Genomic DNA, 26,150 nt, shown 5'->3' on the forward strand with positions numbered 1-26,150 from the left:
CGGCAGATGCGCGCCTTGGAACGCAAGGCACGCAAACTTGGATTGCAGCTGGTTAAAGCGGCTTAAATTTTAAGAGCAAAAACAATGAGTTATTTTTTGTTTGATAAGAGCTGGCTTGCCTGCGATGAACGATGACTCGGTTCAACTGACCGCCCACAAAAAAGCGCCCTTCGGGGCGCTTTTTTTCGACCGGAGTCGGCTTACTTAACGGTCACAGTACCTTTCATCATCGAGATGTGGCCTGGGAACGAGCAGAAGAACGCGTAATCAGTACCGGCGGCCAGCTTCGACACGTCGAAGGTTACCGAGTCTTTCTCGCCAGCACCGATGATCTTGGTGTGGGCGATGATGCGGTCATCGCCTGGCTTGAGGTAGTCTTTGTCGATGCCGGCGGCCATGCCGTCAGTGGCGACTGGCTGCATGTTGGCGGCGCTGGTCAGCACCCAGTTGTGGCCCATGACGTTTTTCGGCAGGTTGCCGGAGTGAGTCAGCTCGACGGTGAAGGTCTTGCAGCTCTTGTCGATTTCGATGGCTTTGGTGTTGAAGGACATTTGGTCAGTGGAGTCGACGGTGACCTTGCACTCTGCAGCAAGCAACTGGCCGCTCGCCAGAGTGAGCAGGGAAACAGCAACGAGTTTGGCAAACATGTGAATCTCCAAGGCAGGGTTTAAAAACGCGTATTGCGACTAGGGTGCCTGAAGCAGGCCGAAATGCTTATGATCTGAATCAAAAGATTGTATACAACTTTAGGCTATCAGACCTATCAACACAATCTACCAGCCAAAGTACCGGCACCTGCTTATGATCGGCTCATTCCCCCCTGGAGCCTACGCCATGCACCTCAACCAACTGTTCAACGGCCTGCTGGCTGCCTACGCCTGCGGTAAGTGAGGCACAAGCGCGCTGCTAAGCTGCTACCATAGCGACCCAAGGCAGCTGCCCGCCGCCCACCCTCACCTTCGACCCTAGAGGATCGCCCATGGCCAAACCTAATTACTCCTTCGCCAAACGTCAGAGAGACTTGGCCAAGGAACAGAAGAAAGAGGAAAAACTGCAACGCAAGAAAGCCGCTGCTGACGAAGAAGCGGGCGCACTGAGCCCGGATGCGGAAGGTGAAGTGGCAGTAGACGAAACGGAAACACCGAAAGATCCGGCTGAATAATTTCCTTTGTGCTGAGCCGGCCCGATCGGCGCGACCGGCTCGGCACAATCCACCTCTACTCCAGCGGCATCACCGTCACCCGAACCTCCGGGTCATGACTCCCTCCCCCCAGAATCACCCCTCGCAACGGCGACACATCGGAAAAATCCCGGCCCCAGGCCAGGGTGATGTGCTCCAGAGCCGGCTGCACATTGTTTGTCGGATCAAAATCCACCCAACCTGATACCGGGCAATACACCGAGACCCACGCGTGGGATGCATCGGCGCCGATCAGCCGTGGCTGGCCGGGTGGTGGCTGAGTAAGCAGGTAGCCGCTGATATAGCGCGCCGCCAGGCCCCGTGAGCGCAGGCACGCCAACATCAGGTGAGCAAAGTCCTGGCACACACCGCGCCGGCGCTCCAGCACTTCCACCAACGGCGTCGCGACCTGGGTGGCTTCGGCATCGAAGGTGAATTCGCTGAAGATCTTTTCCATCAGCGCCTGCACGCCCAGCAGTAAAGGCTGGCCAGGCGGGAAACAGCTTTCGGAGAACTCGACGAAGGTCTGCTTCAAGTGCACGTAGGGCGATTCGAAGCGGTAGCGGCACGCTTCGATCAGCTCAGGTGACATGGGATGGCTGCTGTAGGTCAGGCTGTCGCGGGTCTGGTCCCAGGCCGGCGATTGTTGGAAATCCAGCACCGGTCGCGCCAGCACTTCCACGGTCAGCCCGGCATTCACCAGCAATTCGTCATGGGGACGTTCGAACGCAAGACGGGTGATCGGGTTGCCGAACACATCCAGCTCATCACGGCGCGACGTTGGTTCCGGGCTGATCTCCAGCTGCTGCGAGCTGCAACGCTGCCAGGCGCACGGCCGTGGCCACAGGTGCGCCAACTGCTGGGCCAGGGACACCGGGCTGTCGTAGTGGTAATGGGTATCGTGAAAAATCTGGTAGCGCGCACTCATCACACCGACACCGTTTGTTGGCTGACATCATCCACATGGGCAAAGTGGCGCAAGGCCAGGCGATCCGACACTTGCCCACTTTCATCGGCCACCGCTTGCAGCAGGTCGGCCAGGCCGTCCAACGCGGCACGCACGCTGGATTCGCCAAACAGCGGGTTCTCCAGGCAGCCCAGGTCGAAACGCGACAGGCGCTCCACCAACGGCGCGAGACCGGTTTCCCGGGGTACGCCGAAATCGTCGTTGAGACGCCGCAGGGTACGGCTCACCAGTTTGAGCTGGAACAACACCGCATGCGGGTTCTGCTCGTCCAGCAGCAACAGGTCGAGCACAGGGATCAACTGCGGCACCGCCAGGTAGCGCGAGCGATAGGTGATGCTGCTGTTGCCCAGCTCCAACAACCACTCCAGCCCGGCCTGATCGAACACCGCCACACCCCGCAGGAAGGCGGCAAGGCTGCTGCTAAGAAATTGCAGGCGCTCGATGCGCCGGCCCATCATCAAAAAGCGCCAGCCTTCATCGCGTGTCATGTCGTCCAGGGCAAACCCGGACAGCGCCGCCAGGGACATCACCAGGCGGTTGAGGAAATCCAGCAATTCGCCAAAGTCCGGCGTCTCGCTTTCCAGTTCCAGGGCTTCGCGCTGCAGTTCCACCAGGGCCTGCCAGTTTTCCCGGGATAGCTTGCCGCGCACCTGGGACGCCGCCCACTGCAAACGTTGCAGGTTGGCGCGCAGGCTCGAGGGCCAGTCATCACCGAGCAAGGCCGCGAGCAGGCGCTCCGGCAATTCGCCCTCTTCTGGCAGAAGGCGCAGGTTTTCGCCCAACTCGACGGCCGCCTGCAAGGCCAGCGCGTCATCGCCATCGACATACCGCGCCAGCACAACGCGCAACCAGCGAGCGCTGTCATCACAGCGCTCGCAGTAACGACCAAACCAGAACAGGTTTTCCACTACCCGCGACGGCAGATACGGATCGCGGCGCACTAAGTCATGGGCACCAATGGCGCGTTGCGCACGCCAGTGTTCGCTACCGGCTGCGCGTTCGCCGAGCACCCAGGTGTCTTTGCTGGCGCCTCCGCGTTGCATCGACACCACTTCGGCATCGGCCTCGGCGGCCACGCGGGTCAGCCCGCCGGGAAGCACACGATAACCGTCGGCGCTGGCCACGGCATAAACACGCATGCCGATGGCGCGATGTTGCAGGTGGTCATCCACGGTGTGCCACACCGGTGCCTGGGACAATTGCGCCAGTTCCTGGGCGACGTAGGCGTAAGGCCGCGCGCGCATGCGTTCGGCCAGGGCTTGGCGCTCTTCGTCGCTCAGGTCACGGCCGAACACCGGCGCGAAACTTTGCGACGGGAAAGCCGGCTTTATCAGCAGCTCCGGCAACTTTTCCAGAGCCTCGGCCAGCACCGGCGCTTCACCGCACCACCACGTGGCAATGGACGGCAGGATCAGTGTTTCACCGAACAGAAATTCGTTGATCTTCGGCAGGAAGCCGAGCAAACCGGGCGACTCCAGCACACCGCTGCCCAAGGCATTGGCCACCAACACATTGCCTTGGCGCACCGCATCGAGCAGGCCGGGGACGCCGAGGGCTGAATCGGTGCGCAGCTCCAGTGGGTCGCAAAAGTCGTCGTCGAGACGACGCATGATTGCGTGCACCCGGCGCAGGCCGCTGAGGGTTTTCAGGAACACCGTGCTGTCACGCACGGTGAGGTCGCCGCCTTCCACCAGCGGGTAGCCGAGTTGGCGGGCGAGGTAGAGGTGTTCAAAGTAACTTTCGTTGAATCGGCCCGGCGTGAGCAGAACGATCAGTGGCTGTTGATCATTCCCGGGCGCCTGTCGGACCAATGTTTCCTGGAGCGTACGGAAGAACCCCGTGAGGTGCTGCACCTGCAGATCACGGTACAGCTCCGGGAACGCGCGGGACACGATGGTGCGGTTCTCCAGCGCGTAACCAGCACCCGACGGCGCCTGTGTGCGGTCGGCGGTGACCCACCAGCGGCCATCCGGGGTGCGCGCCAGGTCCACGGCGTACAGGTGCAGGAAAGCACCGTCCGGCGGCTGGATGCCCTGGCACGGCCACAGGAAGTTGTTGTGCCCAAACACCAGTTCGGCCGGCAGCAAGCCTTCCTTGATCAGGCGCTGCGGGCCATAGAGATCGGCCAGCACGGCATTGAGCAGCCGTGCACGCTGGGCAATACCGGCCGACAGGTGCTGCCACTCATCGGCTGCGAGCACGTGGGGCAACAGGTCAAGTTCCCATGGGCGGTCGGCGCCCTTGGGGTCGGCGTAGACGTTGTAGGTCACGCCGTTTTCCTGGATCTGCCGGGTCAGCAGCGCCTGGCGTTGGGCCAGTTGCGCGGGTGTGCTGCGTTTCAGGTGGTCGAGCAGGCGCTGCCAATGGGCACGCACCGCGCCGCTGTCGTCCAGCAGTTCATGATAGGTGCCCGCGGTCAGCGGGTAACGGTCGAGCAAATCGGACATGGAACGCTCGGCAGAGGCAAGGGGGCTCAGATTAACTCAACAAACACTGCAAATCCCCTCGCGGGAGCGGGTTTGCTCACGAATGCGGTGGGTCAGTCAATACCTGTATCGGCTGATCTACCGCATTCGCGAGCAAGCCCGCTCCCACATCAGGACCGGCGTTTAGTCATTTTTATTGGGGAAACGCCGTAAGTCCAAGGTCATCGGCAACTCATCGTTAATGACGACTGCCGGCACCGGAAGCTTCCCAGGGCTATGCCCCAACCGGAAAAACCTCGCCATGCGCCGGCTCTCCGCTTCATTGGCATTCACCGGCAAGCTGTCGTAATTGCGCCCGCCCGGATGGGCGACATGGTACTGGCAGCCACCCAGCGAGCGTTGCATCCAGGTATCCAGCAAATCGAACACCAACGGCGCATGCACCGCGATGGTCGGTTGCAGGCAGTTGGCCGGTTGCCAGGCACGGTAACGCACGCCCGCCACAAACTCGCCGACTCGCCCGGTGGGTTGCAAGGGCACCGGAATGCCGTTGCAGGTGAGCAGGTAGCGCTGCGGCGGCAGCCCGGTCAATTTCACCTGAAGGCGCTCAAGGGACGAATCGACATAACGCACCGTGCCGCCCACGGCGCCCTCCTCGCCCAGCACATGCCAGGGTTCCAGGGCCTGGCGCAGCTCCAGTTCGATACCGCTGACGGCATAGTCGCCGACTTTGGGAAAACGGAACCCCAGATGCGCCGCAAACCATTCGGCGCGCAGCGGGTAACCGGCGGCGTTAAGTTCGACGATCACGTCGGCAAAGTCTTGCTCGATGAAGTGCGGCAACAGGAAACGGTCGTGCAGCTCGGTGCCCCAGCGCGCCAGTTTCGGCGGCGCATAGGGTTCACGCCAGAAACGCGCGACCAAAGCGCGCAGCAGCAGTTGTTGGGTCAGGCTCATGCGCGCATGGGGCGGCATCTCAAATGCACGCAATTCCAGCAGGCCCAGGCGGCCGGTGGCGCCATCCAGCGAGTAGAGTTTATCGATGCAAAATTCGGCGCGGTGGGTGTTGCCCGTCACATCGATCAGCAGGTTGCGCAGCAGGCGGTCCACCAACCATGGTGGGCACTCTTCGCCGGGCTCCGGCATTTGCGCGAAGGCGATTTCCAGTTCGTACAGCGCGTCGTTGCGCGCCTCGTCCACCCGTGGCGCCTGGGAGGTCGGGCCGATAAACAGCCCGGAAAACAGGTAGGACAAGGAGGGATGGTTATGCCAGTAGCTGATCAGACTGCGCAGCAGGTCGGGCCGGCGCAGGAAGGGTGAGTCCTTGGGCGTCGCGCCACCGAGCACAAAGTGGTTACCGCCGCCGGTGCCGGTGTGGCGCCCGTCGATCATGAATTTCTCGGTGGTGAGGCGGGTTTGCCGCGCTTCCTCGTAGAGAAATTCGGTGCGCTCTACCAGCTCATCCCACGTGGCGGACGGCTGCACATTAACCTCAATCACACCTGGGTCCGGCGTGACGCGGAAGTTGCTCAAGCGTGTATCAGCCGGCGGCTCGTAGCCTTCCAGCAATACCGGGCAATGCAGCTCTTCGGCGGTCGCCTCGATGGCGGCCACCAGTTCCAAGTAGTCCTCGGCGCGCTCCAGCGGCGGCATGAACAGATAAAGGCGCCCGTCCCTAGCCTCCGCGCACAGGGCGGTTCGGGTCAGCCAATCGGCAGACTCGTCGACCTTCGGCACGCGCTCATCGCTGGGAGCGGGTTCGCCGTGGCTTTGCAGCTGAGTGGTGGTCGGCAGCGTCGGCTGATCCTGGTTGGGGTCGGTTGGATGCACAAACGGATATTCCGCCGCCGTGACCCAAGGCTGCGAGGCCAACGGCAGGCGATAGCCCAGCGGCGAATCCCCGGGCACCAGGCGGCAATGGTTATCGCGCAGGTACCAACGACCACTCTGCCAGCGATCATTAGCTGCCGTACGCGCCAGCGGCAGCACTTGGCCGATGACTTTATCCAGGCCCTGACTGAACACTTTGCGCAGGCGTTCGCGCTCCAGGTCGTCGCTCAGGCGCGGGTCTTGGGCGGTGACGTTTTGCGGCAGCGCGCCTTCGCGCCACAGGTAATAGAAATTGTCTTCGAAGGCCGGGAACACAAAGCGCGCCGGCAGCTTCAGGCGCTCGGCGACACTGGCCAGGAAGCGCCCGGCCATGACGCCGTCCGCGCCGTAATCTTCTTGTTCATCGGCAATCAACGCGCTGTTGTGCCAGATCGGCACGCCGTCACGGCGCCAGTAGCAGTTGAGTGACCAGCGCGGCAGTTGTTCGCCGGGGTACCACTTACCCTGCCCGAAGTGCACCAGCCCCTTGGGCGCGTAGTGTTTGCGCATACGCTGAAACAACTCGGCGGACAGGCGACGCTTGTCCGGCCCGAGCGCGGCGGTGTTCCACTCAGCGCCGTCGGGGTCGTCGATCGAGACGAAGGTCGGCTCGCCGCCCATGGTCAGGCGTACATCGTCTTTGAGCAGGTCGCCGTCGATCTGCCGGCCAAGCGCCTGGATCGCCAGCCATTGTTCTTCAGTGTAGGGCTTGGTAACGCGCGGGGCTTCCCAAATCCGCTCTACGGACATTTCGTGGGTGAATTCGCACTCGCATGGTTCCACCAGACCACTGATCGGTGCCGCTGAAGAGGGATCGGGACTACAGGCCAACGGTATGTGACCTTCACCAGCAAACAACCCGGAGGTGGCATCCAGGCCGATCCAACCGGCGCCGGGCAAATACACTTCGCACCAGGCATGCAGGTCGGTGAAGTCCACCTCAGTACCGGACGGGCCATCGAGGGCTTTGACGTCGGCGGTCAGCTGGATCAAATAGCCGGACACAAACCGCGCTGCCAAGCCGAGGTTGCGCAGCAACTGCACCAGCAGCCACGCTGAATCGCGACAGGAGCCGGAGGCGTTTTCCAGGGTGAATTCCGGCGTTTGCACGCCTGGTTCCATGCGTATCAGGTAGCCGATATCGGCCGCCAGACGCTGGTTGAGGCCGACCAGAAAATCCACGGCAGGCAACGGTGTGCGGTCGATGCCGGCCAGGTAGGCGGCAAACTTCGGCGTCAGCGGCAGCGTTTCCAGGTACGGCGCCAGCTCGCGCTGCTCATCGGCGGCGTAGCTGAAAGGGATTTTTTCGGCGTAAGGCTCAAGGAAAAAGTCGAACGGGTTGAACACCGCTATCTCGGCGACCAGGTCGACTTCGATGCGCAGTTCATCGGTCTTTTCCGGAAACACCAACCGCGCCAAGTAATTGCCCTGGGGGTCTTGCTGCCAGTTGATGAAATGCTGCTCGGGCAGCACTTTCAGCGCGTAGGACAAAATCCGCGTGCGGCTATGGGCCGCCGGGCGCAAACGCACAATCTGCGGGCCGAGTTCGACCGCGCGGTCGTAGCGGTAATGCGTAACGTGGTGCAACGCGACATGAATCGACACGGCGGCCTCCTGCGAGCCAGGGCATGGAAACAAAGCGCGCAAGACTTATGCCAGAGCGGCCGTCATTGCGCTTTATCGTGGGACCCGGTGCAGTACAGCACCAAAACGGCGCCAGTGGGGGTGCCGTGGTGCAAGTGACGCACATATTTGTGGCGCATGCATGAGGATGGGTGGTGAATCTACCCAGTCATCGGTGTTTGTGTTGGGCAATTATGGACTGGCGAAGGCGGCGGACTTCGACCAGCTTCTGGCGCATTTCGCGGTGGCGTTTGCTGTTGAGTAGCAGTAGCCCCAGCAGAGGGAAGAGCAGGCTTAATCCATAGGACAGCGGATTCGGACCAAAGGCGATAGTGGGCAGTACCGCCACCACACAAAGTGCGAGCAGCGACACCAGCGGCCATACCCACTGCGGTCGCCCGCGTACGATCATGAAATTGCAGTGCACGATGCCCCACGTCAGCGCGAGGCCGCCCAGGAAGGAATACTTGAGGTTGTCGTCCATCGGCAAGCGTGGGAAATAACTATCGAAAATCAGCGGTACCGCAAACACAAGGCTGAACACCGCCGCGAAAATCGCGCCCATGAAGACCGGAAAATACTGCGTTAGAAAACTACGAATGCCCGGTAGCTCCTTCATCGCTCATTTCCTCATACAGACCAACGGCAATGGTGCGCACAGTGCCCGAAATTGCGCTGCCGGTAAAACCGATGGCAGCGCCCAATGCATCCTGTATCTGGGTCACCGTCGCATGCTTGACCTGGACGGGCGTGAAACGCTTGGTCGCCTCGCGGGACAGTTGCTTCAACTTGAGTAGTTTGGCGCTCATGCGCGGGTCCTGGATGCTGAGCAGCTCTTTCGTAAGCTTGGCGCCCTCTTGCCGGGTTAATCCTCGCAACACGTCCCGCACACTTTTGCCGGTGGTCGCCTGGTTCAACCGCACCAGTTTTATTGTGGTCAACGTCGATGCACCGACCCCGATCAACGACGCCGCATCCAGCGCGATCATCGTGTACTGGTACCACTGCGAGCTATCAAGTTTGTCATTTTTGGAGGGGTCACTGATCTCATTGCTGACGCGATAGCCACTGGCAAAACACTGGAGCGTGCTAGCCGTAGCAGCGGTATAACCGATGGCCGTAATCACACTGCTGGCGCCCGCCGTGAAAGGCACAGCGACGGTGCCGCTGAGCACGACGATCCAACCGATGATCGCGCCCGCACAGGATAAAGAGGTGTTGATCGCCTCCCCCCACCAGGCGCGATTCGCGGGGGTTGTCCTGGACCTGTTGCGCAAACTGTGCCGGGGCGATGTATTTCTTTGCCTCACGCAAAATAATGCGCTTGGGGGGCAATGCTGCAGATGGGCTTGAATTCGCGCAGGGTGATCACGTTGAAATCGGCATCGATATACACGACGCCTGCCCAACGATATCTGGATCGGCGTCGATGGCCGCGAACAGGCGCGGGAGGTTGATCTGGCTTTCAATGCGCTGGCGCGCCATGAATTGGTAGCGATTGGAGTCCATGCCGATGCCGGCCAGGGGGTTGCCCATGTGTGTTCTTCCTTGAAAGTTAGGGTGATCAAACGGGCCCATCGCAGGCAAGCCAGCGATGGCGACCACATCATAGTCCAAGCGAGAATCGGAAAAGATCGCCATCTGATCGTCCCTATGAACGGGAAAACAGCGGGCGAGGAAACCATTTGTCGAAGGCGACTCCTTCACATGCGACTACTTGATCGGACCGCCTGCCGAATGCGACGGATTCCCACGAGTTTCGTGCGCATCTCTCGTTGAACCTTGCTGTTAAGTGTCAATAATCCGAGCAATGGGAATAACAGCGCCAACCCATAAAGGACTTTGTGAGGCTGGAATTGAACCATCGGAACTACAAACAGTAGACAGGCGATGTAGATACCGACCATTACCCACACCCAGGAGGGTCGGCCCCGCAAAATCATAAAGTTGCTATGGACCGTCAACAGAATGAGCAGCGCCCCGGCAGACATGATCTTGAGCCCCACTTGAGCAATGGGCGCATCACGAAAATAGGTGATGAACGCCAGCGCCACAGCCAACGCCAAAGAAAAACACGCAGCAAATACGCCGCCCATAAACGTCAGAAAGTATTGCCTGAAAAAGTCGCGTAGCGTCATCAATTCGCTCATTCGCTTACCTCCTCGTAGAGTCCAATCGCGATGGTGTTGACGTTTCCGGAGTAGGCACTCCCGCCAAACCCAACGCTTGCGCCCAGGACGTCTTTGTTCTGGTTAGTGGTGCTGTGCTTGAGCTGCGTAGGGGTGAAACGCTTGGTGAGTTCGCCCGACGCCTGCCTCAATTTGATCATCTTCGCGGTCAAGCTGGGATGGTTGATGCTCAGCAGCTCTTTCGTCAGCTTGGCTCTTTCCTGGCGATTCAAACCGCGAAGCACATCACGCAGGCTCTTGCCCGTCGATGCTTTGGCGGCCCTGACAAGCTTGACCGTCGTCAGGGCCGAAGCGCCCACGCCTGCCAGTGATACGGCGTCCAGCACGATGGACGCATTCTGGTACCAGCCTTCACTGTCGAGCGAATCCTTGACCTCAGGTTTGGCGACTTCCAGCGCTGTTCGGGCAATGCCGTTAAAGCACTGAAGCGTACTCGCGCCGGCAGCCGCATACCCCACTACAACGATGACGGAACTGGCGCCAGCGCTGAAAGGCACCAGAATGGTTCCACTGGCGATCGCAGCCCAACTGATGACCGCCCCCAAGCAGGAAAGTCCGGTATTCACGGCTTCGCCAATCAGTCTCGATTCTCGAGGATTGCTCACGACATGTTGAGCAAACTGCGTTGGCGCAATGTACTTCCGCGCTTCACGCAAAATGATGCGCTTGGGCTTGATGCTGCAGATGGGCTTGAATTCGCGCAGGGTAATGACGTTGAAGTCGGCGTCGATGTATACGACGCCTGCGCGAACGATACCTGGGTCGGCGTCGATGGCCGCAAACAGGCGCGGCAGGTTGATCTGGCTGTCGATGCGCTGGCGCGCCATGAATTGCGAGCGGTTGGAGTCCATGCCGATGCTGAGCAGGGGGTTGCCCAAGGGGTGATCTTCCTTGAAATAGGTGGTGTCTGAACTGACGCCTTCGCGAGCAAGCCCGCTCCCACAGTTGACCGGGTTTCAACATTGGAATGCGGTCCATTGCGGGAGCGGGCTTGCCTGCGATAGCAATCTAATGCGCGCCACCTTAACAAACAGCCTACCCACCCGCTAGAAAGCAAAACGCCAGCACGAGGCTGGCGTTTTGCATGTTCAGGCCGCGATCAACGCGGCACGACCGGGTTGCTGCCGTCGCTGCCACGTGGCGGCAGGCCGGTGTGCTGAGTGAGGATCTGGGTGGTGGTTTCCTTGGCGACCTTGTGGCTGCCGGCTGGCGTCGAGTTCTAAACGGCGCCGTCGTCAGTGCGACGGTGCATGCGCTGATGTGTGGCGTGCGTATGAGTCTAGGTGGTGAATCTACCCCGTCAGCGGGCTTTGTGCTTGGCGATCATGGCTTCGCGCAGGTGGCGGATCTCCAGTAGCTGACGGCGCATTTCCCGATGGCGTTTACTGTTCAGCAACAACAGTCCAAGCATTGGGAACAGTAACCCTATGACATAGGCAGCCATATGCGGCCGATAGCCATAGGTTGGTAATACGATCAAAAAGCACACCACGTAGAAGGCGACGATGGCCCAAACGCCCCAGGTTCTCCCCCTGATCATGACGAAGTGGCTGAACGCCAAGAGCAGCCCCAAGACAACCGCCGCCACAAAGGAATAACGCGCTCGCTCTGGTTCACCGCGAAAAAAGGTACTCGATGCCAATGAAATGGCAGCGGATAGGGAAAAACAGGCAAGGAAAAATGCGCAAATAAACGCAGGGAAGTACTCAGCCAAAAAAGCTTTTAACGAGACTTGGCGCACCATCACTCAAGCTCCTCGTATAACCCTACTGCAATGGTTCGAATGTTGCCGGACAAGGCACTCCCGGTGAAACCAATGGCGGCACCGAGGGAATCCCTGATCTGCGTAACGGTAGCGTGATTGATCTGCGTCGCCGAATAGCGCTTCACCAACTCACCGGAGCGCTGGCGCAACTTCAACAGCTTATTGCTCAGGCGTGGGTCTTTCAGGCTTAGCAACTCGTTGGTGAGCGCCTTACGTTGCTGCCGGGTCAAGCCCTTGGACAACTCGTACCAGCTTCTACCCGTCGTTGCTTTTCGAGCCTGCAACAGTCGAACAGTTGTCAGGGTAGAGGCGCCGACGCCCAATAGCGAAGCCGCGTCCAATACCGGCATTGCATAGCGATACCATTCCTCGTTGTCCATATCGTCGTTGGCGGTCGGGTCGTTGAGTTCGTTGAACGTTCTCATGCCTCCGACCACGCACTGCGCGGTACTGGCCGCCGCAGCGGTGGCGCCGAGGCCCGCCACTACCAGGCTCGCGCCACCCGTGAACGGTACGGCGACAGTGCCGCTGAACACCACAATCCAGCCCAGAATCGCACCGGCACAAGACAAGGTCGTATTGACGGCCTCCCCCACGAGTCGAGACTCACGCGGATTGTTGGTCACCTGATCGGCAAACTGTGCGGGGGCTATGTACTTCTGCGCTTCACGAAGAATGATGCGCTTGGGCTTGATGCTGCAGATGGGCTTGAATTCGCGCAGCGTCACGACATTGAAGTCGGCGTCGATATACACGACACCTGCGCCGACGATGCCGGGGTCAGCGTCGATGGCCGCAAACAGCCGTGGCAGGTTGATCTGGCTTTCAATGCGCTGGCGGGCCATGAATTGCGAGCGGTTGAAGTCCATGCCGATGTCGAGCAGGGGGTTACCCATGGGGTGATCTTCCTTGAAATAGGTGGTGTCTGAACTGACGCCTTCGCGAGCAAGCCCGCACACAGTTGACCGGGTTTCAACATTGGAAGGCAGTCCACTGTGGGAGGTGGCTTGCCTGCGATAGCAATCTAATGCGCGCCACCTTAACAAACAGCTTACCCACCCGCTAGAAAGCAAAACGCCAGCACGAGGCTGGCGTTTTGCATATTCAGGCTGCGATCAACGCGGCACGACCGGCTTGCGCGCAGGCTTCTTGCCTTTGCCCTTCGCCGCATCGGTGCGTTCTTTGGCCGCCTGCTTATTACGCGCCATGGCCGCAGCCTTGGCTTGCTCACGTTTATCCCACGGGTTGCTGCCGTCGCTGCCGCGCGGTGGCAAGCCGGTGTGCTGGGTGAGGATTTTGGTGGTGGTTTCCTTCGCAACCTTGTGGCTGCCGGCCGGCGTCGAGTTCTTGCGACGCGCGCTCTGGTAGCTGTCGGTGCTCGGCTGATGCAGCGGGATCAGTTGCTCCTTGCCCGGCCCGATCAGGTCGGCACGGCCCATGCGGGTCAGCGCTTCACGTAGCATCGGCCAGCCTTTCGGGTCGTGGTAGCGCAGGAACGCCTTGTGCAGACGGCGCTGATCTTCGCTCTTGACGATGGTCACCGCGTCGCTCTTGTAGGTGACCTTGCGCAGCGGGTTCTTGCCCGAGTGGTACATCGCGGTGGCGGTGGCCATCGGCGACGGGTAAAACGCCTGCACCTGATCGGCGCGGAAGCCGTTGCCCTTGAGCCACAGGGCCAGGTTCATCATGTCTTCATCGGTGGTGCCGGGGTGGGCGGCGATGAAGTACGGGATCAGGTACTGCTCCTTGCCCGCTTCCTTGGTGTACTTCTCGAACATGCGCTTGAACTTGTCATAGCTGCCAATGCCCGGCTTCATCATCTGGTTGAGCGGACCTTCCTCGGTGTGTTCCGGGGCGATCTTGAGGTAGCCACCGACGTGGTGGGTGACCAACTCCTTGACGTACTCCGGCGACTCGACGGCGAGGTCGTAGCGCAGGCCGGAGGCGATCAGAATCTTCTTCACACCCGGCAACGCACGGGCGCTGCGGTACAGCTGGATCAACGACGAGTGGTCGGTGTTCAGGTTCGGGCAAATACCAGGGAATACGCACGACGGCTTGCGGCACGCGGATTCGATTTCCGGGCTCTTGCAGGCGATGCGGTACATGTTCGCGGTCGGGCCGCCGAGGTCGGAGATCACCCCGGTAAAGCCCGGGACCTTGTCGCGGATCTCTTCGATCTCGCGAATGATCGACTCTTCGGAACGGTTCTGGATGATGCGGCCTTCGTGCTCGGTGATCGAGCAGAAGGTACAGCCGCCAAAGCAGCCACGCATGATGTTCACCGAGAAGCGGATCATGTCGTAGGCCGGAATCTTTTCCTTGCCGTACACCGGGTGCGGGACACGTGCGTAAGGCATGCCGAACACGTAGTCCATTTCTTCGGTGGTCATGGGAATGGGCGGCGGGTTGAACCACACATCCACTTCACCATGTTTTTGCACCAGAGCGCGGGCGTTGCCTGGGTTGGTTTCCAGGTGCAACACGCGGTTGGCGTGAGCGTAGAGCACTGCGTCGCCACGGACTTTTTCCACCGACGGCAGGCGGATCACGGTTTTGTCGCGGGTCATGCGCGGGCTGGCCAGGATCTGCACAACCTTGGCTTCGTCCGGATCATCAACCGGACCTTTTTCCTGCTCAATGGCGCAAGCCTGGGTGTCCTGGGTGTTCACGTACGGGTTGATGATTTTGTCGATCTTGCCCGGACGGTCGATACGCGTGGAGTCCACTTCGTACCAGCCAGCCGGGGTGTCACGGCGAATGAACGCAGTGCCACGCACGTCGGTGATGTCTTCGATCTTGTGGCCCCACGACAGGCGCTGGGCAACTTCGACGATGGCCCGCTCGGCGTTGCCGTACAACAGGATGTCTGCGGCGGCGTCGATCAGGATCGAGTTACGAACGCGGTCCTGCCAGTAGTCGTAGTGAGCGATGCGGCGCAGGGAGGCTTCGATGCCACCGAGCACGATCGGCACGTTCTTGTAGGCTTCCTTGCAACGCTGGCTGTACACCAGGCTGGCGCGGTCCGGGCGTTTGCCGGCCATGCCGCCGGGGGTGTAGGCGTCGTCGGAGCGGATTTTCTTGTCGGCGGTGTAACGGTTGATCATCGAGTCCATGTTGCCGGCCGCGACGCCAAAGAACAGATTCGGCTCGCCGAGCTTCATGAAGTCGTCTTTGGACTGCCAGTTCGGCTGCGCAATGATCCCGACGCGGAAGCCCTGAGACTCCAGCAGCCGGCCAATGATCGCCATGCCGAACGACGGATGATCAACGTAGGCATCACCGGTGACGATGATGATGTCGCAGGAATCCCAGCCAAGCTGATCCATCTCCTCCCTGCTCATTGGCAGGAATGGCGCAGGACCGAAACATTCGGCCCAGTACTTGGGATAGTCAAATAACGGCTTGGCTGTTTGCATGACGGTGACCGGTGTTGAGATGAAAAATCGCGGGCGCGGAATATAGCACAAAATTTGACCAATTCCGACCTTTGCAGTCGGAATTGGAGGCGTTCATTTACTCGTCTTCGAAGTTGTAACTGCCTGGCGCAAGGTTTTCGAACCGGGTGTATTTACCGATAAACGCCAGGCGCGTGGTGCCGATCGGGCCGTTACGCTGCTTGCCGATGATGATCTCGGCGATGCCCTTGTGCTCGGTTTCCGGGTGATACACCTCGTCGCGGTACACGAACATGATCACGTCAGCATCCTGCTCGATCGCTCCGGATTCCCGCAAGTCGGAGTTGATCGGGCGCTTGTTGGGCCGTTGTTCCAGGGAACGGTTGAGCTGGGACAGCGCCACCACTGGGCAGTTGAATTCCTTGGCCAGGGCTTTCAACGAGCGAGAAATCTCGGAAATCTCGTTGGTTCGGCTGTCACCGCTGGAGCCGGGGATCTGCATCAACTGCAGGTAGTCGATCATGATCAGGGCAATGTCGCCATGCTCACGCACCAGGCGTCGGGTGCGCGCGCGCATTTCCGACGGGCTGATACCGGCGGTGTCATCGATGAACAGCTTGCGGTCGTTGAGCAGATTGACCGCCGAGGTCAGGCGCGGCCAGTCATCGTCTTCCAGGCGACCGGCACGTACTTTGGTCTGGTCGATGCGGCCCAGGGATGAAAGCATCCGCATGATCAGCGATTCACCTGGCATCTCCAGGGAGTAAACCAGCACCGCCTTTTCACTGCGCAGAACGGCGTTTTCCACCAGATTCATCGCGAACGTGGTTTTACCCATCGACGGACGACCCGCAACGATGATCAAGTCAGACGGTTGCAGGCCGCTGGTCATGCCATCGAGGTCGGTGTAGCCAGTGGACAGGCCGGTGATCGCGTTGTCGGTGTTAAACAGGGTATCGATACGGTCGATGGCTTTGGTCAACAGGTCGTTGACGCTGACCGGGCCGCCCGTTTTCGGCCGCGCTTCGGCGATCTGGAAGATCTGTCGCTCGGCTTCGTCGAGGATTTCCTCGGCTGTACGCCCTTCCGGGTTGAAGGCACTGTCGGCGATTTCAGTGGCAATGCCGATCAATTGACGCAACGTTGCCCGCGCGCGGACGATCTGCGCATAGGCCTTGATGTTGGCGACCGACGGGGTGTTTTTTGCGAGCTCACCCAGGTAGCCGAGACCGCCCACCTGTGAGGTCTGACCTTCCTTGTCCAACTGCTCGGCAAGGGTCACGACGTCGATGGGGGAGTTCTGATCGGCCAGCTTGGCGATGGCGCGGAAGATCAAGCGGTGGTCATGGCGATAGAAGTCACCGTCCGAGACTTGATCCAGCACGCGCTCCCAGGCGTTGTTGTCCAGCATCAAACCACCGAGCACGGCCTGTTCGGCCTCGATGGAGTGCGGCGGCACCTTCAGGGCAGCGGTTTGCAGATCGTATTGCTCGGGAGCTGAAATATCGTTCATGGCCACTTGGAATTAGGGGTGTGTAAAAAAACAAAAGGCACGACCTGTAAACAGGATCGTGCCCGATGTTAACCGGCTGTCACGCAAGGTGCCAGCCAGTTGGGTCTTGCTTAAGCTGCTACCACGACAACGCGTACGGTGGCTTCAACTTCGGCGTGCAGGTGCACGGCTACGTCGAATTCGCCTACGTTGCGGATGGTGCCGTTCGGCAGACGAACTTCGCTCTTCTGCACTTCAACGCCGGAGGCGGTCAGTGCATCAGCGATGTCGTGGGTGCCGATCGAACCGAACAGCTTGCCTTCGTCACCGGCGGTGGCAGTGATAGTCACTTCCAGCTCAGCCAGTTGGGCAGCGCGAGTTTCGGCCGAAGCTTTTTTGTCTGCTGCTGCTTTTTCCAGCTCAGCACGACGCTCTTCAAACGCAGCCAGGTTGGCAGCGGTTGCAGCGGTGGCTTTGCCGTATGGCAGCAGGTAGTTACGACCGTAGCCGGCCTTAACGTTCACTTTGTCGCCCAGGTTGCCCAGGTTGGCGACTTTTTCCAGAAGGATCAGTTGCATGTGAAAATCCTCTAACTTTTAACCTTCACCGTTCGCGTTATCGGCGTCTTTCGGCGCCAGACGACCGCGAAAATCAATCAGGCCGTCGACAATGGCCAGAACCACGAGTAACGGATAGATCAGCTGCATGAACAGCAACATCGTTACGTACAACCCCACTAGCCAAAACTTGGCCAGGCGCTTCTGCGCGACCAGCCCGTGAATCAGGGCCAGTCCGGCGAACATCAGCGGTACGCTGCAAAACAGCACCATCAAGGCCATCTGCGAACCGAGGTTCGGTCCGATAACCATGAGTGCAAGCAGCAACATCGCTGGGCCCACGGGAATTCTGATACTGCGAAACTCGCGACCAAAACCACCCGGGTTGTACAACAACGCCTGCCAATATCGCCCAAGCATCAGGCTCAACAAGCTGACGACCTGCATCATTACCGCCATCAGGCCGATCAGGGCCGGCGTAATCAGTGTTGCCAGTCGCGCTCGCTCATCTACCGACAGCTGCTGGTAGAGTTCCCCGAGGGCCATCGGCAGGATCTTGACGATCTCTTGCGACAGCGCCTCGATTTGCGGGCGGAAAGCCGCGTCAATCAACACCGAAAACACCAACCCCAATGCCACACTGACCAGCAGCGTGCGGACCCAGGACTCACTTGCGCGCAACACCAACGCAAGGCTCGACGAACCCAGCAGCACCAGAAGCACCTTGGGTTCGCCCAGTTGCAGCCACCAGATCAAGGCGGCCAACACTCCCAGGGCCAGGACGCCAACGGCGCCCTGCAAACCGCGCCGCAGGAGCACAAGGCATCCAGCGGCAGCACCCAACCAATACAACAACGGCAATGCTGCACATCCAGCCACTACCAGAGTGGCCTGCACACGACCGCGCATGATGAACTCAGCTAAGGCGCGCATGCATTCAATCCCTTACTACTTGTCGACTGCCCGGTCTCAGCGGCCGTGGCTGTCGGTGTAGGCCAGCAGGGCCAGGAAGCGGGCGCGCTTGATAGCGGTGGCCAGCTGACGCTGATAACGTGCTTTGGTACCGGTGATACGGCTTGGAACGATTTTGCCGGTCTCGGATACGTAGGCTTTCAGAGTGTTGAGATCTTTGTAATCGATCTCTTTCACGTCTTCAGCGGTGAAGCGGCAGAATTTACGACGACGGAAGAAACGTGCCATTTGATAGGCTCCTTAAAAGGTCCGTGGATTACTCGTCAGCGTTATCGCTGTTGTCGCTGTCATCACTATCAGCGCTATCAGCGCCTTCGTGCTCAGGACGGTCGCGACGCTCACGGCGCTCACTGCGGTTTTCTTCAGCCTTGAGCATCTCGGATTGGCCGGTAACGGCTTCTTCGCGACGGATGACCAGGTTACGGATCACTGCATCGTTGTAGCGGAAGTTGTCTTCCAGCTCGGCCAGGGCCTTGCCAGTGCATTCAACGTTCAGCATCACGTAGTGAGCCTTGTGAACATTGTTGATTGCATAGGCCAGTTGACGACGGCCCCAATCTTCCAGACGGTGGATTTTGCCGCCGTCTTCTTCGATCAGCTTGGTGTAACGCTCTACCATGCCGCCGACTTGCTCGCTTTGATCCGGGTGGACCAAAAAGATGATTTCGTAATGACGCATGAATGCTCCTTACGGGTTGTAGCCTGCCGCTCAAAAACGGTCAGACAAGGAGTGAATGACACTTATGGATCTTGCCAAAGGGAGGCACATCGGTGCCCGCCAGGAAGGCAAGGGGCGCAATTGTAGAGAAGGGGGAGGAACGGCGCAAGGTGATTGGTGATTATTTGAACAATCCTCCAAACACCCTAAAACAGATGTGGGGGCGGGCTTGCTCGCTCCCACATTTTCGACCTGCGCCAGACTTGGTTATTTCTTAGGCTTGGTTTTGGCCTTGGCGCCACGCTGGCGCTGGGCTTCAAACAGGCACACGCCGGTAGCAACCGACACGTTCAGACTGCTGACACTACCCGCCATCGGCAAATGCACCAGGTAATCGCAGTGCTCACGGGTCAGGCGACGCATGCCCTTACCCTCGGCACCCATGATCAAAATGGTCGGGCCGGTGAGGTCCTGGTCATAAATGCTGACCTCAGCCTCGCCTGCCGTACCCACGATCCACAGGCCACGCTGCTGGAGTTTCTCCAGGGTGCGCGCCAGGTTGGTCACAGCCACCAGCGGAATCACTTCCGCCGCGCCGCAGGCCACTTTACGCACGACTGGCGTCAGGGTGGCCGACTTGTCTTTAGGCACAATCACTGCCAGCGCGCCGGCAGCATCCGCCGAACGCAGGCAAGCGCCGAGGTTATGCGGGTCGGTCACGCCGTCCAGCACCAGCAACAGCGGGGCACCTTCGGTACGGTCAAGCAGCTCGTCGAGCATGGCTTCGCCCCAGACCTGGCTCGGACTGACGTCTGCAACCACGCCTTGGTGAACGCCCTCAACCCACACGTCCATTTCACGACGCTCAGCCTGACCGATAGCCACCTTGTTTTGGGTGGCCAACTCGACCAGCGATTGCACGCGTGGCTCGCTGCGACCTTCTGCCAGCCACACTTGCTTGACGCGCTTAGGGTGGTGACGCAGCAGTGCTTCTACGGCATGCACGCCGTAGATTTTTTCCAGACTCATGACTTGGCCTTAGGTTTGCGCGACCCACCGCTTTTCGCGGGGGTCGAACCCGCTTTGGGCGGGCCTTTACGGTGCTTACTTGGTTTGCTCGACGGGTTTTCGTCCCCGCGAGACTTTCCCCCAGACACCGCTTTACCACCGCTTTTGGCTTCGTTGAGCAACTGCTGCTTCAACTCGCGGCTTTTGCGCAATTCGGCGTTTTTCGCCGCTGCGTCGCTTGGGCGGTAGGCCTCAGGAGCCTTTTCCTTGGTAGACGAGCGACGACCCGCCTTGGCTGGCGCAGGCTCGGCGGCTGCCGCTTTCGCGGAAGTGCCCCTGCCTTTGCCGGCTGGCGCAGTAGGTTCGCTGCCACGTTTTTTACGGCTGCCCGGCGCCTCGGCAGGCTTCTCAGGCATACCGAAGTCGATCTTGCGCTCGTCAAGGTCGACGCGCATGACCTGCACTTCAACCGTGTCACCCAAACGGAAGCTACGACCGGTGCGCTCGCCCGCGAGGCGGTGATGCACAGGGTCAAAGTGGTAGTAGTCACCCGGCAAGGCGGTGACATGCACCAGACCCTCGACGTAGATATCGGTCAGTTCAACGAACAGACCAAAGCCAGTCACCGCAGTGATCACACCCGGGAACGACTCACCCACGCGATCCTTCATGAACTCGCACTTGAGCCAGTTCACTACGTCGCGAGTGGCTTCGTCGGCACGGCGCTCGCTCATGGAGCATTGCTCGCCCAACTGTTCCAGCGCCGCTTCGTCGTACGGATAGATCCGCGCCTTCGGAATGGTCATCGCACCGGCACGTTTGACGTGCGGGGTGTTTTGCTTGGAATGGATCACGCTACGGATCGCACGGTGCGTGAGCAGGTCCGGGTAACGTCGAATTGGCGAGGTGAAGTGGGTATAGGCTTCGTAATTCAGGCCGAAGTGGCCTTGGTTATCAGCGCTGTACACCGCTTGACTCAGGGAACGCAGCATCACGGTCTGGATCACGTGGTAATCCGGACGGTCCTTGATGCTCGCGAGCAACGCCTGGTAATCCTTCGGCGATGGGCCATCTTTGCCTTTGTGCAGGGACAGGCCCAGCTCACCGAGGAATGCACGCAACTTCTCCAGACGCTCCGGCGGCGGACCGTCGTGCACCCGGTAGAGCGCAGGAATTTCGTGCTTTTTCAGGAATTCAGCAGTGGCCACGTTGGCCGCCAGCATGCATTCCTCGATCAGTTTGTGAGCATCGTTACGCGTGGTCGGGGTGATCGCGGCGATCTTGCGCTCGGAACCGAAGACAATTCGGGTTTCCTGCGTTTCAAAATCGATCGCGCCACGTACGTGACGGGCACCCAGCAACACCTTGTACAGCGCATAGAGCTGCTTGAGGTGCGGAACCACGCCTGCGTACTCGGTACGAAGGGCCTTGGCTTCGCTGGTTTTCGGCGTTTCCAGGATAGTGCTGACCTTGTTGTAGGTCAGGCGCGCCTGGGAGTGGATCACCGCTTCATAGAACTGGTAGTCGGTCATTTCGCCGGTTTTCGAGATGGTCATCTCGCACACCATAGCCAAACGGTCGACTTTCGGGTTCAGGGAGCACAGACCGTTGGACAGCTGCTCAGGCAGCATCGGGATCACGCGCTCAGGGAAGTACACCGAGTTGCCGCGCACCTGGGCTTCGTTGTCCAAGGCCGAACCGATTTTCACGTAGCTGGACACGTCGGCAATGGCTACAAACAGCTTCCAGCCACCCGAGAACAGGCGCAGCTTGCCAGGCTTGGCTTCGCAGTAAACCGCATCGTCGAAGTCGCGGGCATCTTCGCCGTCGATGGTGACAAACGGCAGATGACGCAGGTCGATGCGTTTTTCTTTGTCTTTTTCTTCAACTACCGGCTTGAGCTTGGCGGCTTCTTTCAGCACAGCGTCAGGCCAGACGTGAGGAATATCGTAGGTGCGCAGCGCAACGTCGATTTCCATGCCCGGCGCCATGTAGTTGCCGACCACTTCAACGATATCGCCCTGTGGCTGGAAGCGCGGGGTTGGCCAGTGGGTGATTTTCACCTCGACGAACTGACCAACCTTGGCAGCGCCATTGCGGCCCGGGGTAATCAGCACTTCTTGCTGGACCTTCGGGTTATCCGGCACAACAAAGCCGATACCGCCTTCTTCGAAGTAACGACCGACAATGGACTCGTGGGCGCGGGACACCACTTCAACGATCACACCTTCACGACGACCACGACGGTCCAGGCCGGAAACGCGGGCCAAGGCACGGTCGCCGTCGAACACCAGGCGCATTTGCGCCGGGCTCATGAACAGGTCGTCACTGCCGTCGTCCGGGATCAGGAAGCCGAAGCCGTCACGATGGCCGGCAATGCGGCCCAGGATCAGGTCGAGCTTATCCACAGGCGCGTAGGTGCCACGGCGGGTGTAGATCAGTTGAGCGTCGCGCTCCATGGCACGCAAACGGCGGCGCAGGGCTTCGAGCTGGTCTTCGGTGGTCAGACCGAATTCTTCAACCAGTTGCTCACGGCTAGCAGGCGAACCCCGATCGGCGAGATGCGCCAGGATCAGTTCACGGCTAGGAATAGGGTTTTCATATTTTTCCGCTTCACGAGCGGCCTCGGGATCGAGGGACTGCCAATCGGCCATTAGAGAGTTTTCACCTTGTCTATATACGGGTTAGTTTGGCATACGCGTATTGAAACGGGAAATTTCAGGCACGAACAAGCCGTTAAAAGCACTTTACAGCTTCCGAAATGCAGCTTGCACGCCCGGCGGTGATATTTTCCAGTTTTTTTTGATAGCGGGGGTTTACAGTACAAATACCACTCCGTATAGTGCGCGCCATCGACGACGGCAACGTTGTTGATGCTGCCCAGGTGGTGAAATTGGTAGACACGCCAGCTTCAGGTGCTGGTGATCGCAAGGTCGTGGAAGTTCGAGTCTTCTCCTGGGCACCAAATTCAGATAAAACCCGCGAAAGCGGGTTTTTTCGTTTCAAGCCTTTGATTTTTAAAGCAAAACCCGATTTATTTTTTCGAATCAGGGGTTTACAGATCAAAAACCCCGCCGTATAGTTCGCCCCATCGACAGCGGCAACGTTGCTTGATAATGCCCAGGTGGTGAAATTGGTAGACACGCCAGCTTCAGGTGCTGGTGATCGCAAGGTCGTGGAAGTTCGAGTCTTCTCCTGGGCACCAAATTCAGATAAAACCCGCGAAAGCGGGTTTTTTCGTTTCCGGGGATTGAAAACATTAGCGTGGAAACTTCCCCAGCGATTCCCCCCTCGCCCGCACTTGAGAAGTTTTATCGTTTATCCTTGTAAGTATTTGTTGAATACAAGTGAGGAACAACCCGGATGATGATCCGCGATACCCATCTCAAGACATCCCTTCTGCGTGGCCTGACCATCACTCTGCTCGGCCTGACCCTGCTCTCGCCCACCGCCTATTCCGCCGATAAGGCCTCCCTGACCCTGTACAACGGCCAGCACAAAGAAGTCGGTGATGAACTCGCCAAGGCCTTCGAAGCCAAGACCGGCATTCACGTCAACGTACGCAAAGGCAGCAGCAACCAACTGGCCAGCCAGGTCGTCGAAGAGGGTGACCGCTCCCCTGCCGACGTGATCTACACCGAAGAATCGCCACCACTGAACAAACTCGGCGAACAAGGCCTGCTGGCCAAAATCGACGCGAGCACCCTCAACGTATTGCCCAAGGATTATGTCGGCGCCAATGGCGACTGGATGGGCGTGACCGCACGCACCCGCGTCGTGGCCTTTAACCCAAAACTGATTGCTGAAAAAGACCTGCCGAAATCGGTGTTGGATTTCGCCGGCCCCGAGTGGCAAGGCAAGGTTGGCTTCGTGCCCACCAGTGGCGCATTCCAGGAGCAGGCCGTGGCGATCATCAAGTTGCACGGTCGCGAAGCCGCCGAAGAATGGCTGACCGGCCTGCGTGCCTTCGGCAAGGTGTACAGCAATAATATGGTCGCCCTCAAAGCCGTGGAGAACGGCGAAGTGGCCACTGTGCTGGTGAACAACTACTACTGGTTCGCGCTGAAGAAAGAAAAAACCAACCTGGACTCCCAGTTGCACTACTTCACCAATGGCGATGCTGGCGGCCTGATCACCGTGTCTTCGGCTGCAGCGCTGAAATCCAGCAAGCACCCCAAGGAAGCGCAGCAACTGTTGGCGTTCATGGCCAGCGAAGAAGGCCAACGCGTGATCACCAACACCTCGGCTGAGTACCCGCTGCGCAAAGGCATGGAATCAAAGCGCGGCCTCAAGCCTTTCAGTGAGCTGCAACCTCCGAAAGTCACCCCTGCCGACTTGGGCAACGCCGAAGAAGCCCTGGAACTGGAACGTGACGTTGGCTTGAACTGATGAACCCATCGCTATCCGCCCCTGCCACGCGCAGGGGGTTCAGCCCAAAGCGCAAGCGCCCTTCTATCTGGCTGTTACTGCCCGTGCTGTTGCTGGTTGGCCTGAGCCTGCTGCCGCTGGCGTATGTCGGGCTGAAGGCATGGCAGGCCGGCTGGGCGGAAGCGGTGCACCTGCTGTGGCGCCCGTACGTGTTCGGGCTGCTGCGCAACACCCTGGCGCTGATGGTCGGCGTGACGCTGGCATGCGGCGTGATCGGCCTGTCACTGGCCTGGCTGCTGGAGCGCAGCAACCTGCCGGGACGACGCATATGGGGCGTGATTTTATGCCTGCCATTTGCGGTGCCGGCATTTGTCAGCAGCTTTACCTGGGTCTCGCTGAGCGCCAACTTCGAAGGGCTCGGCGGCGCGATCCTGGTGATGAGCTTGTCGAAATACCCGCTGGTGTTTTTGCCAGTGGCGGCGACGCTGCGCAACCTTGATCCCTCACTGGAAGAGTCGGCCCGCACTCTGGGGCTGAATCGCTGGAGCGTGTTCTTGCGCGTCACATTGCCTTTGCTATGGCCATCGCTGCTGGCCGGGGCACTGTTGATCGCGCTGCACATGCTGGTGGAATTCGGCGCGCTCTCGATTATCGGACTGCAGACCTTTACCACCGCGATCTACCAGCAATTCGAACTGGAATTCAGCAATGCCAACGCCGCAATGCTCTCGGCAGTGCTCCTGGTGATGTGCCTGACGCTGTTGTGGCTGGAGTTGCGCGTGCGCGGCAACGGCCGACATGTGCGCATAGGCCAAGGCGCAGCGCGGCACGCCGAGCAGGTTCGACTAGGTAAGTGGGCACCGCTGGGCCAGGCGTATTGCCTGGTACTGGCGATAATCGGCAGCGGCATACCACTGGGGATGCTCGGTTACTGGTTGGCAGTGGGCTCTTCCGCCGCATTCCCGGTGGATGAGATCAGTGAAGCGTTGTTGTCTTCGTTGGCACTTTCTCTCGGCGGTGCGGCACTGTGCTTAGTATTGGCGGTGCCAGTGGGCCTGCTAGTGGTGCGTTACAAAGGCCAACTGGCAATCTGGGCCGAGCGCCTGCCGTATCTGTTGCACGCCCTGCCCGGGCTGGTGATTGCGCTGACGCTGGTGTATTTCGCCCTGCATTACGTGCCGGCGCTGTATCAGACATCGGCACTGTTGTTGATCGCTTATGCGTTGTTGTTTTTGCCACTGGCCCAGGCGCCGATTCGCACAGCACTGAACAGGGCCGCGCCGCAGCTGGAAGAGGCCGCACGTACGCTGGGGGCGTCGTCGCTCAGTGCGTTTTGCCGAGTGACGTTGCCAATTATTTTCCCGGCATTGGGTGCAGCGTTTGCGCTGGTGTTTCTGGATGCGATGAAGGAATTGACGGCGACGTTGCTGCTGAGCCCGACCGGGTTGAATACATTGGCGACGGCGGTGTGGGCGCACACTTCGAATGTCGAGTTTGCAGCGGCGGCGCCATATGCGGCGTTGTTGATACTGGTGTCGGGGTTGCCGGTGTACCTGCTGACGACCCGGATGTATCTGAGCCGCTGAGACCGCTATCGCGGGCAAGCCCGACACCCACATTTGGAATGCATTCCAAGGCGGGAGCCAGGCCTGCTCGCGATGACGCCGGAACAGGCGAC

The 26,150-nt window shown here is 59.6% G+C and carries 20 protein-coding genes, 2 tRNA genes and 2 pseudogenes; 5 read left to right on the plus strand and 19 right to left on the minus strand.

Features of this window, described 5'->3' with window-relative positions; genetic code table 11:
- Positions 1 to 200: 200 nt before the first annotated feature.
- Complete coding sequence (gene azu / locus AACY36_RS20095; protein WP_010213586.1) at positions 201 to 647, minus strand: azurin; 447 nt, start codon at positions 645 to 647, stop codon at positions 201 to 203.
- Positions 648 to 979: 332 nt separating this feature from the next.
- Here azu and AACY36_RS20100 point away from each other — a divergent pair, with 332 nt between their 5' ends.
- The gene (locus AACY36_RS20100) at positions 980 to 1,162 is read left to right on the plus strand and encodes a hypothetical protein (protein ID WP_339415674.1); all 183 of its coding nucleotides are present in this window, start codon (positions 980 to 982) and stop codon (positions 1,160 to 1,162) included.
- Between the two features lie 55 nt (positions 1,163 to 1,217).
- On the opposite strand, the gene AACY36_RS20105 is transcribed toward AACY36_RS20100, so the two are convergent.
- The 18 genes and pseudogenes from AACY36_RS20105 to rnr form a co-directional block, all read right to left on the minus strand.
- Positions 1,218 to 2,108, minus strand: a complete 891-nt coding sequence (locus tag AACY36_RS20105) for a transglutaminase family protein (protein WP_049710283.1) — start codon at positions 2,106 to 2,108, stop codon at positions 1,218 to 1,220.
- Positions 2,108 to 4,594 carry a circularly permuted type 2 ATP-grasp protein gene (locus AACY36_RS20110; protein WP_339455636.1) on the minus strand — a complete coding sequence of 829 codons (2,487 nt, stop codon included), beginning with the start codon at positions 4,592 to 4,594 and terminating at the stop codon, positions 2,108 to 2,110. The genes AACY36_RS20105 and AACY36_RS20110 overlap by 1 nt, the downstream gene beginning before the upstream one ends.
- A 162-nt stretch (positions 4,595 to 4,756) precedes the next feature.
- Positions 4,757 to 8,047, minus strand: a complete 3,291-nt coding sequence (locus tag AACY36_RS20115) for a transglutaminase family protein (RefSeq protein WP_339497499.1) — start codon at positions 8,045 to 8,047, stop codon at positions 4,757 to 4,759.
- A 187-nt stretch (positions 8,048 to 8,234) separates the two neighbouring features.
- A complete protein-coding gene (locus tag AACY36_RS20120) occupies positions 8,235 to 8,684 on the minus strand; it encodes a hypothetical protein (protein WP_339497501.1) in 450 nt (149 codons plus the stop codon).
- A pseudogene (locus tag AACY36_RS20125) lies at positions 8,659 to 9,601 on the minus strand (NAD synthetase). The gene AACY36_RS20120 and the pseudogene AACY36_RS20125 overlap by 26 nt, the downstream one beginning before the upstream one ends.
- Before the next feature lie 167 nt (positions 9,602 to 9,768).
- Positions 9,769 to 10,215: a hypothetical protein gene (locus AACY36_RS20130; RefSeq protein ID WP_339427248.1), complete on the minus strand. Its 447-nt coding sequence runs from the start codon at positions 10,213 to 10,215 to the stop codon at positions 9,769 to 9,771.
- Positions 10,212 to 11,132, minus strand: a complete 921-nt coding sequence (locus AACY36_RS20135; RefSeq protein ID WP_339427249.1) for an NAD synthetase — start codon at positions 11,130 to 11,132, stop codon at positions 10,212 to 10,214. Before AACY36_RS20135 ends, AACY36_RS20130 begins: the two co-directional genes overlap by 4 nt.
- A 236-nt stretch (positions 11,133 to 11,368) precedes the next feature.
- Positions 11,369 to 11,473, minus strand: a pseudogene (locus tag AACY36_RS28370) (hypothetical protein); the annotation flags it as partial.
- Between the two features lie 81 nt (positions 11,474 to 11,554).
- Positions 11,555 to 11,998, minus strand: coding sequence for a hypothetical protein (locus AACY36_RS20140; RefSeq protein WP_339415669.1), 444 nt, complete (start codon positions 11,996 to 11,998; stop codon positions 11,555 to 11,557).
- The gene (locus AACY36_RS20145; RefSeq protein WP_339415668.1) at positions 11,998 to 12,915 is read right to left on the minus strand and encodes an NAD synthetase; all 918 of its coding nucleotides are present in this window, start codon (positions 12,913 to 12,915) and stop codon (positions 11,998 to 12,000) included. The genes AACY36_RS20140 and AACY36_RS20145 overlap by 1 nt, the downstream gene beginning before the upstream one ends.
- A 219-nt stretch (positions 12,916 to 13,134) precedes the next feature.
- On the minus strand, positions 13,135 to 15,438 hold the full coding sequence (locus AACY36_RS20150) for a YgiQ family radical SAM protein (RefSeq protein ID WP_339415667.1): 2,304 nt from the start codon (positions 15,436 to 15,438) through the stop codon (positions 13,135 to 13,137).
- A 97-nt stretch (positions 15,439 to 15,535) separates the two neighbouring features.
- Positions 15,536 to 16,930 (minus strand): replicative DNA helicase, encoded by a 1,395-nt coding sequence (dnaB, locus tag AACY36_RS20155; RefSeq protein WP_339415666.1) that lies wholly within the window; start codon positions 16,928 to 16,930, stop codon positions 15,536 to 15,538.
- Positions 16,931 to 17,040: 110 nt separating this feature from the next.
- Positions 17,041 to 17,487, minus strand: a complete 447-nt coding sequence (gene rplI, locus AACY36_RS20160) for a 50S ribosomal protein L9 (protein WP_003171376.1) — start codon at positions 17,485 to 17,487, stop codon at positions 17,041 to 17,043.
- Between the two features lie 18 nt (positions 17,488 to 17,505).
- On the minus strand, positions 17,506 to 18,399 hold the full coding sequence (locus tag AACY36_RS20165) for a hypothetical protein (RefSeq protein ID WP_339415665.1): 894 nt from the start codon (positions 18,397 to 18,399) through the stop codon (positions 17,506 to 17,508).
- 36 nt (positions 18,400 to 18,435) lie between these two features.
- Positions 18,436 to 18,666, minus strand: coding sequence for a 30S ribosomal protein S18 (rpsR, locus tag AACY36_RS20170; protein ID WP_002551829.1), 231 nt, complete (start codon positions 18,664 to 18,666; stop codon positions 18,436 to 18,438).
- A 28-nt stretch (positions 18,667 to 18,694) separates the two neighbouring features.
- Entirely contained in the window at positions 18,695 to 19,117 is a 423-nt protein-coding gene (rpsF, locus tag AACY36_RS20175) for a 30S ribosomal protein S6 (RefSeq protein WP_003236224.1), read from the minus strand.
- Between the two features lie 246 nt (positions 19,118 to 19,363).
- The gene (rlmB, locus tag AACY36_RS20180) at positions 19,364 to 20,125 is read right to left on the minus strand and encodes a 23S rRNA (guanosine(2251)-2'-O)-methyltransferase RlmB (protein WP_339415664.1); all 762 of its coding nucleotides are present in this window, start codon (positions 20,123 to 20,125) and stop codon (positions 19,364 to 19,366) included.
- Positions 20,122 to 22,758, minus strand: a complete 2,637-nt coding sequence (gene rnr / locus AACY36_RS20185) for a ribonuclease R (protein WP_339415663.1) — start codon at positions 22,756 to 22,758, stop codon at positions 20,122 to 20,124. The genes rlmB and rnr overlap by 4 nt, the downstream gene beginning before the upstream one ends.
- A 224-nt stretch (positions 22,759 to 22,982) precedes the next feature.
- On the opposite strand from rnr, the gene AACY36_RS20190 reads away from it, so the two are divergent.
- The 4 genes from AACY36_RS20190 to AACY36_RS20205 all read left to right on the plus strand — a co-directional run bounded on the left by AACY36_RS20190 (position 22,983) and on the right by AACY36_RS20205 (position 26,058).
- A tRNA-Leu gene (locus tag AACY36_RS20190) sits at positions 22,983 to 23,069 on the plus strand.
- Positions 23,070 to 23,222: 153 nt separating this feature from the next.
- Positions 23,223 to 23,309, plus strand: a tRNA-Leu gene (locus AACY36_RS20195).
- A 158-nt stretch (positions 23,310 to 23,467) separates the two neighbouring features.
- Complete coding sequence (locus AACY36_RS20200; protein WP_339415662.1) at positions 23,468 to 24,493, plus strand: iron ABC transporter substrate-binding protein; 1,026 nt, start codon at positions 23,468 to 23,470, stop codon at positions 24,491 to 24,493.
- The gene (locus AACY36_RS20205) at positions 24,493 to 26,058 is read left to right on the plus strand and encodes an ABC transporter permease (RefSeq protein WP_339415661.1); all 1,566 of its coding nucleotides are present in this window, start codon (positions 24,493 to 24,495) and stop codon (positions 26,056 to 26,058) included. Before AACY36_RS20200 ends, AACY36_RS20205 begins: the two co-directional genes overlap by 1 nt.
- Positions 26,059 to 26,150 lie beyond the last annotated feature (92 nt).

The sequence above is a fragment of the Pseudomonas sp. EA_15y_Pfl1_P101 genome, assembly GCF_963970835.1.
In the GTDB taxonomy this organism is placed as follows: domain Bacteria; phylum Pseudomonadota; class Gammaproteobacteria; order Pseudomonadales; family Pseudomonadaceae; genus Aquipseudomonas; species Aquipseudomonas tritici.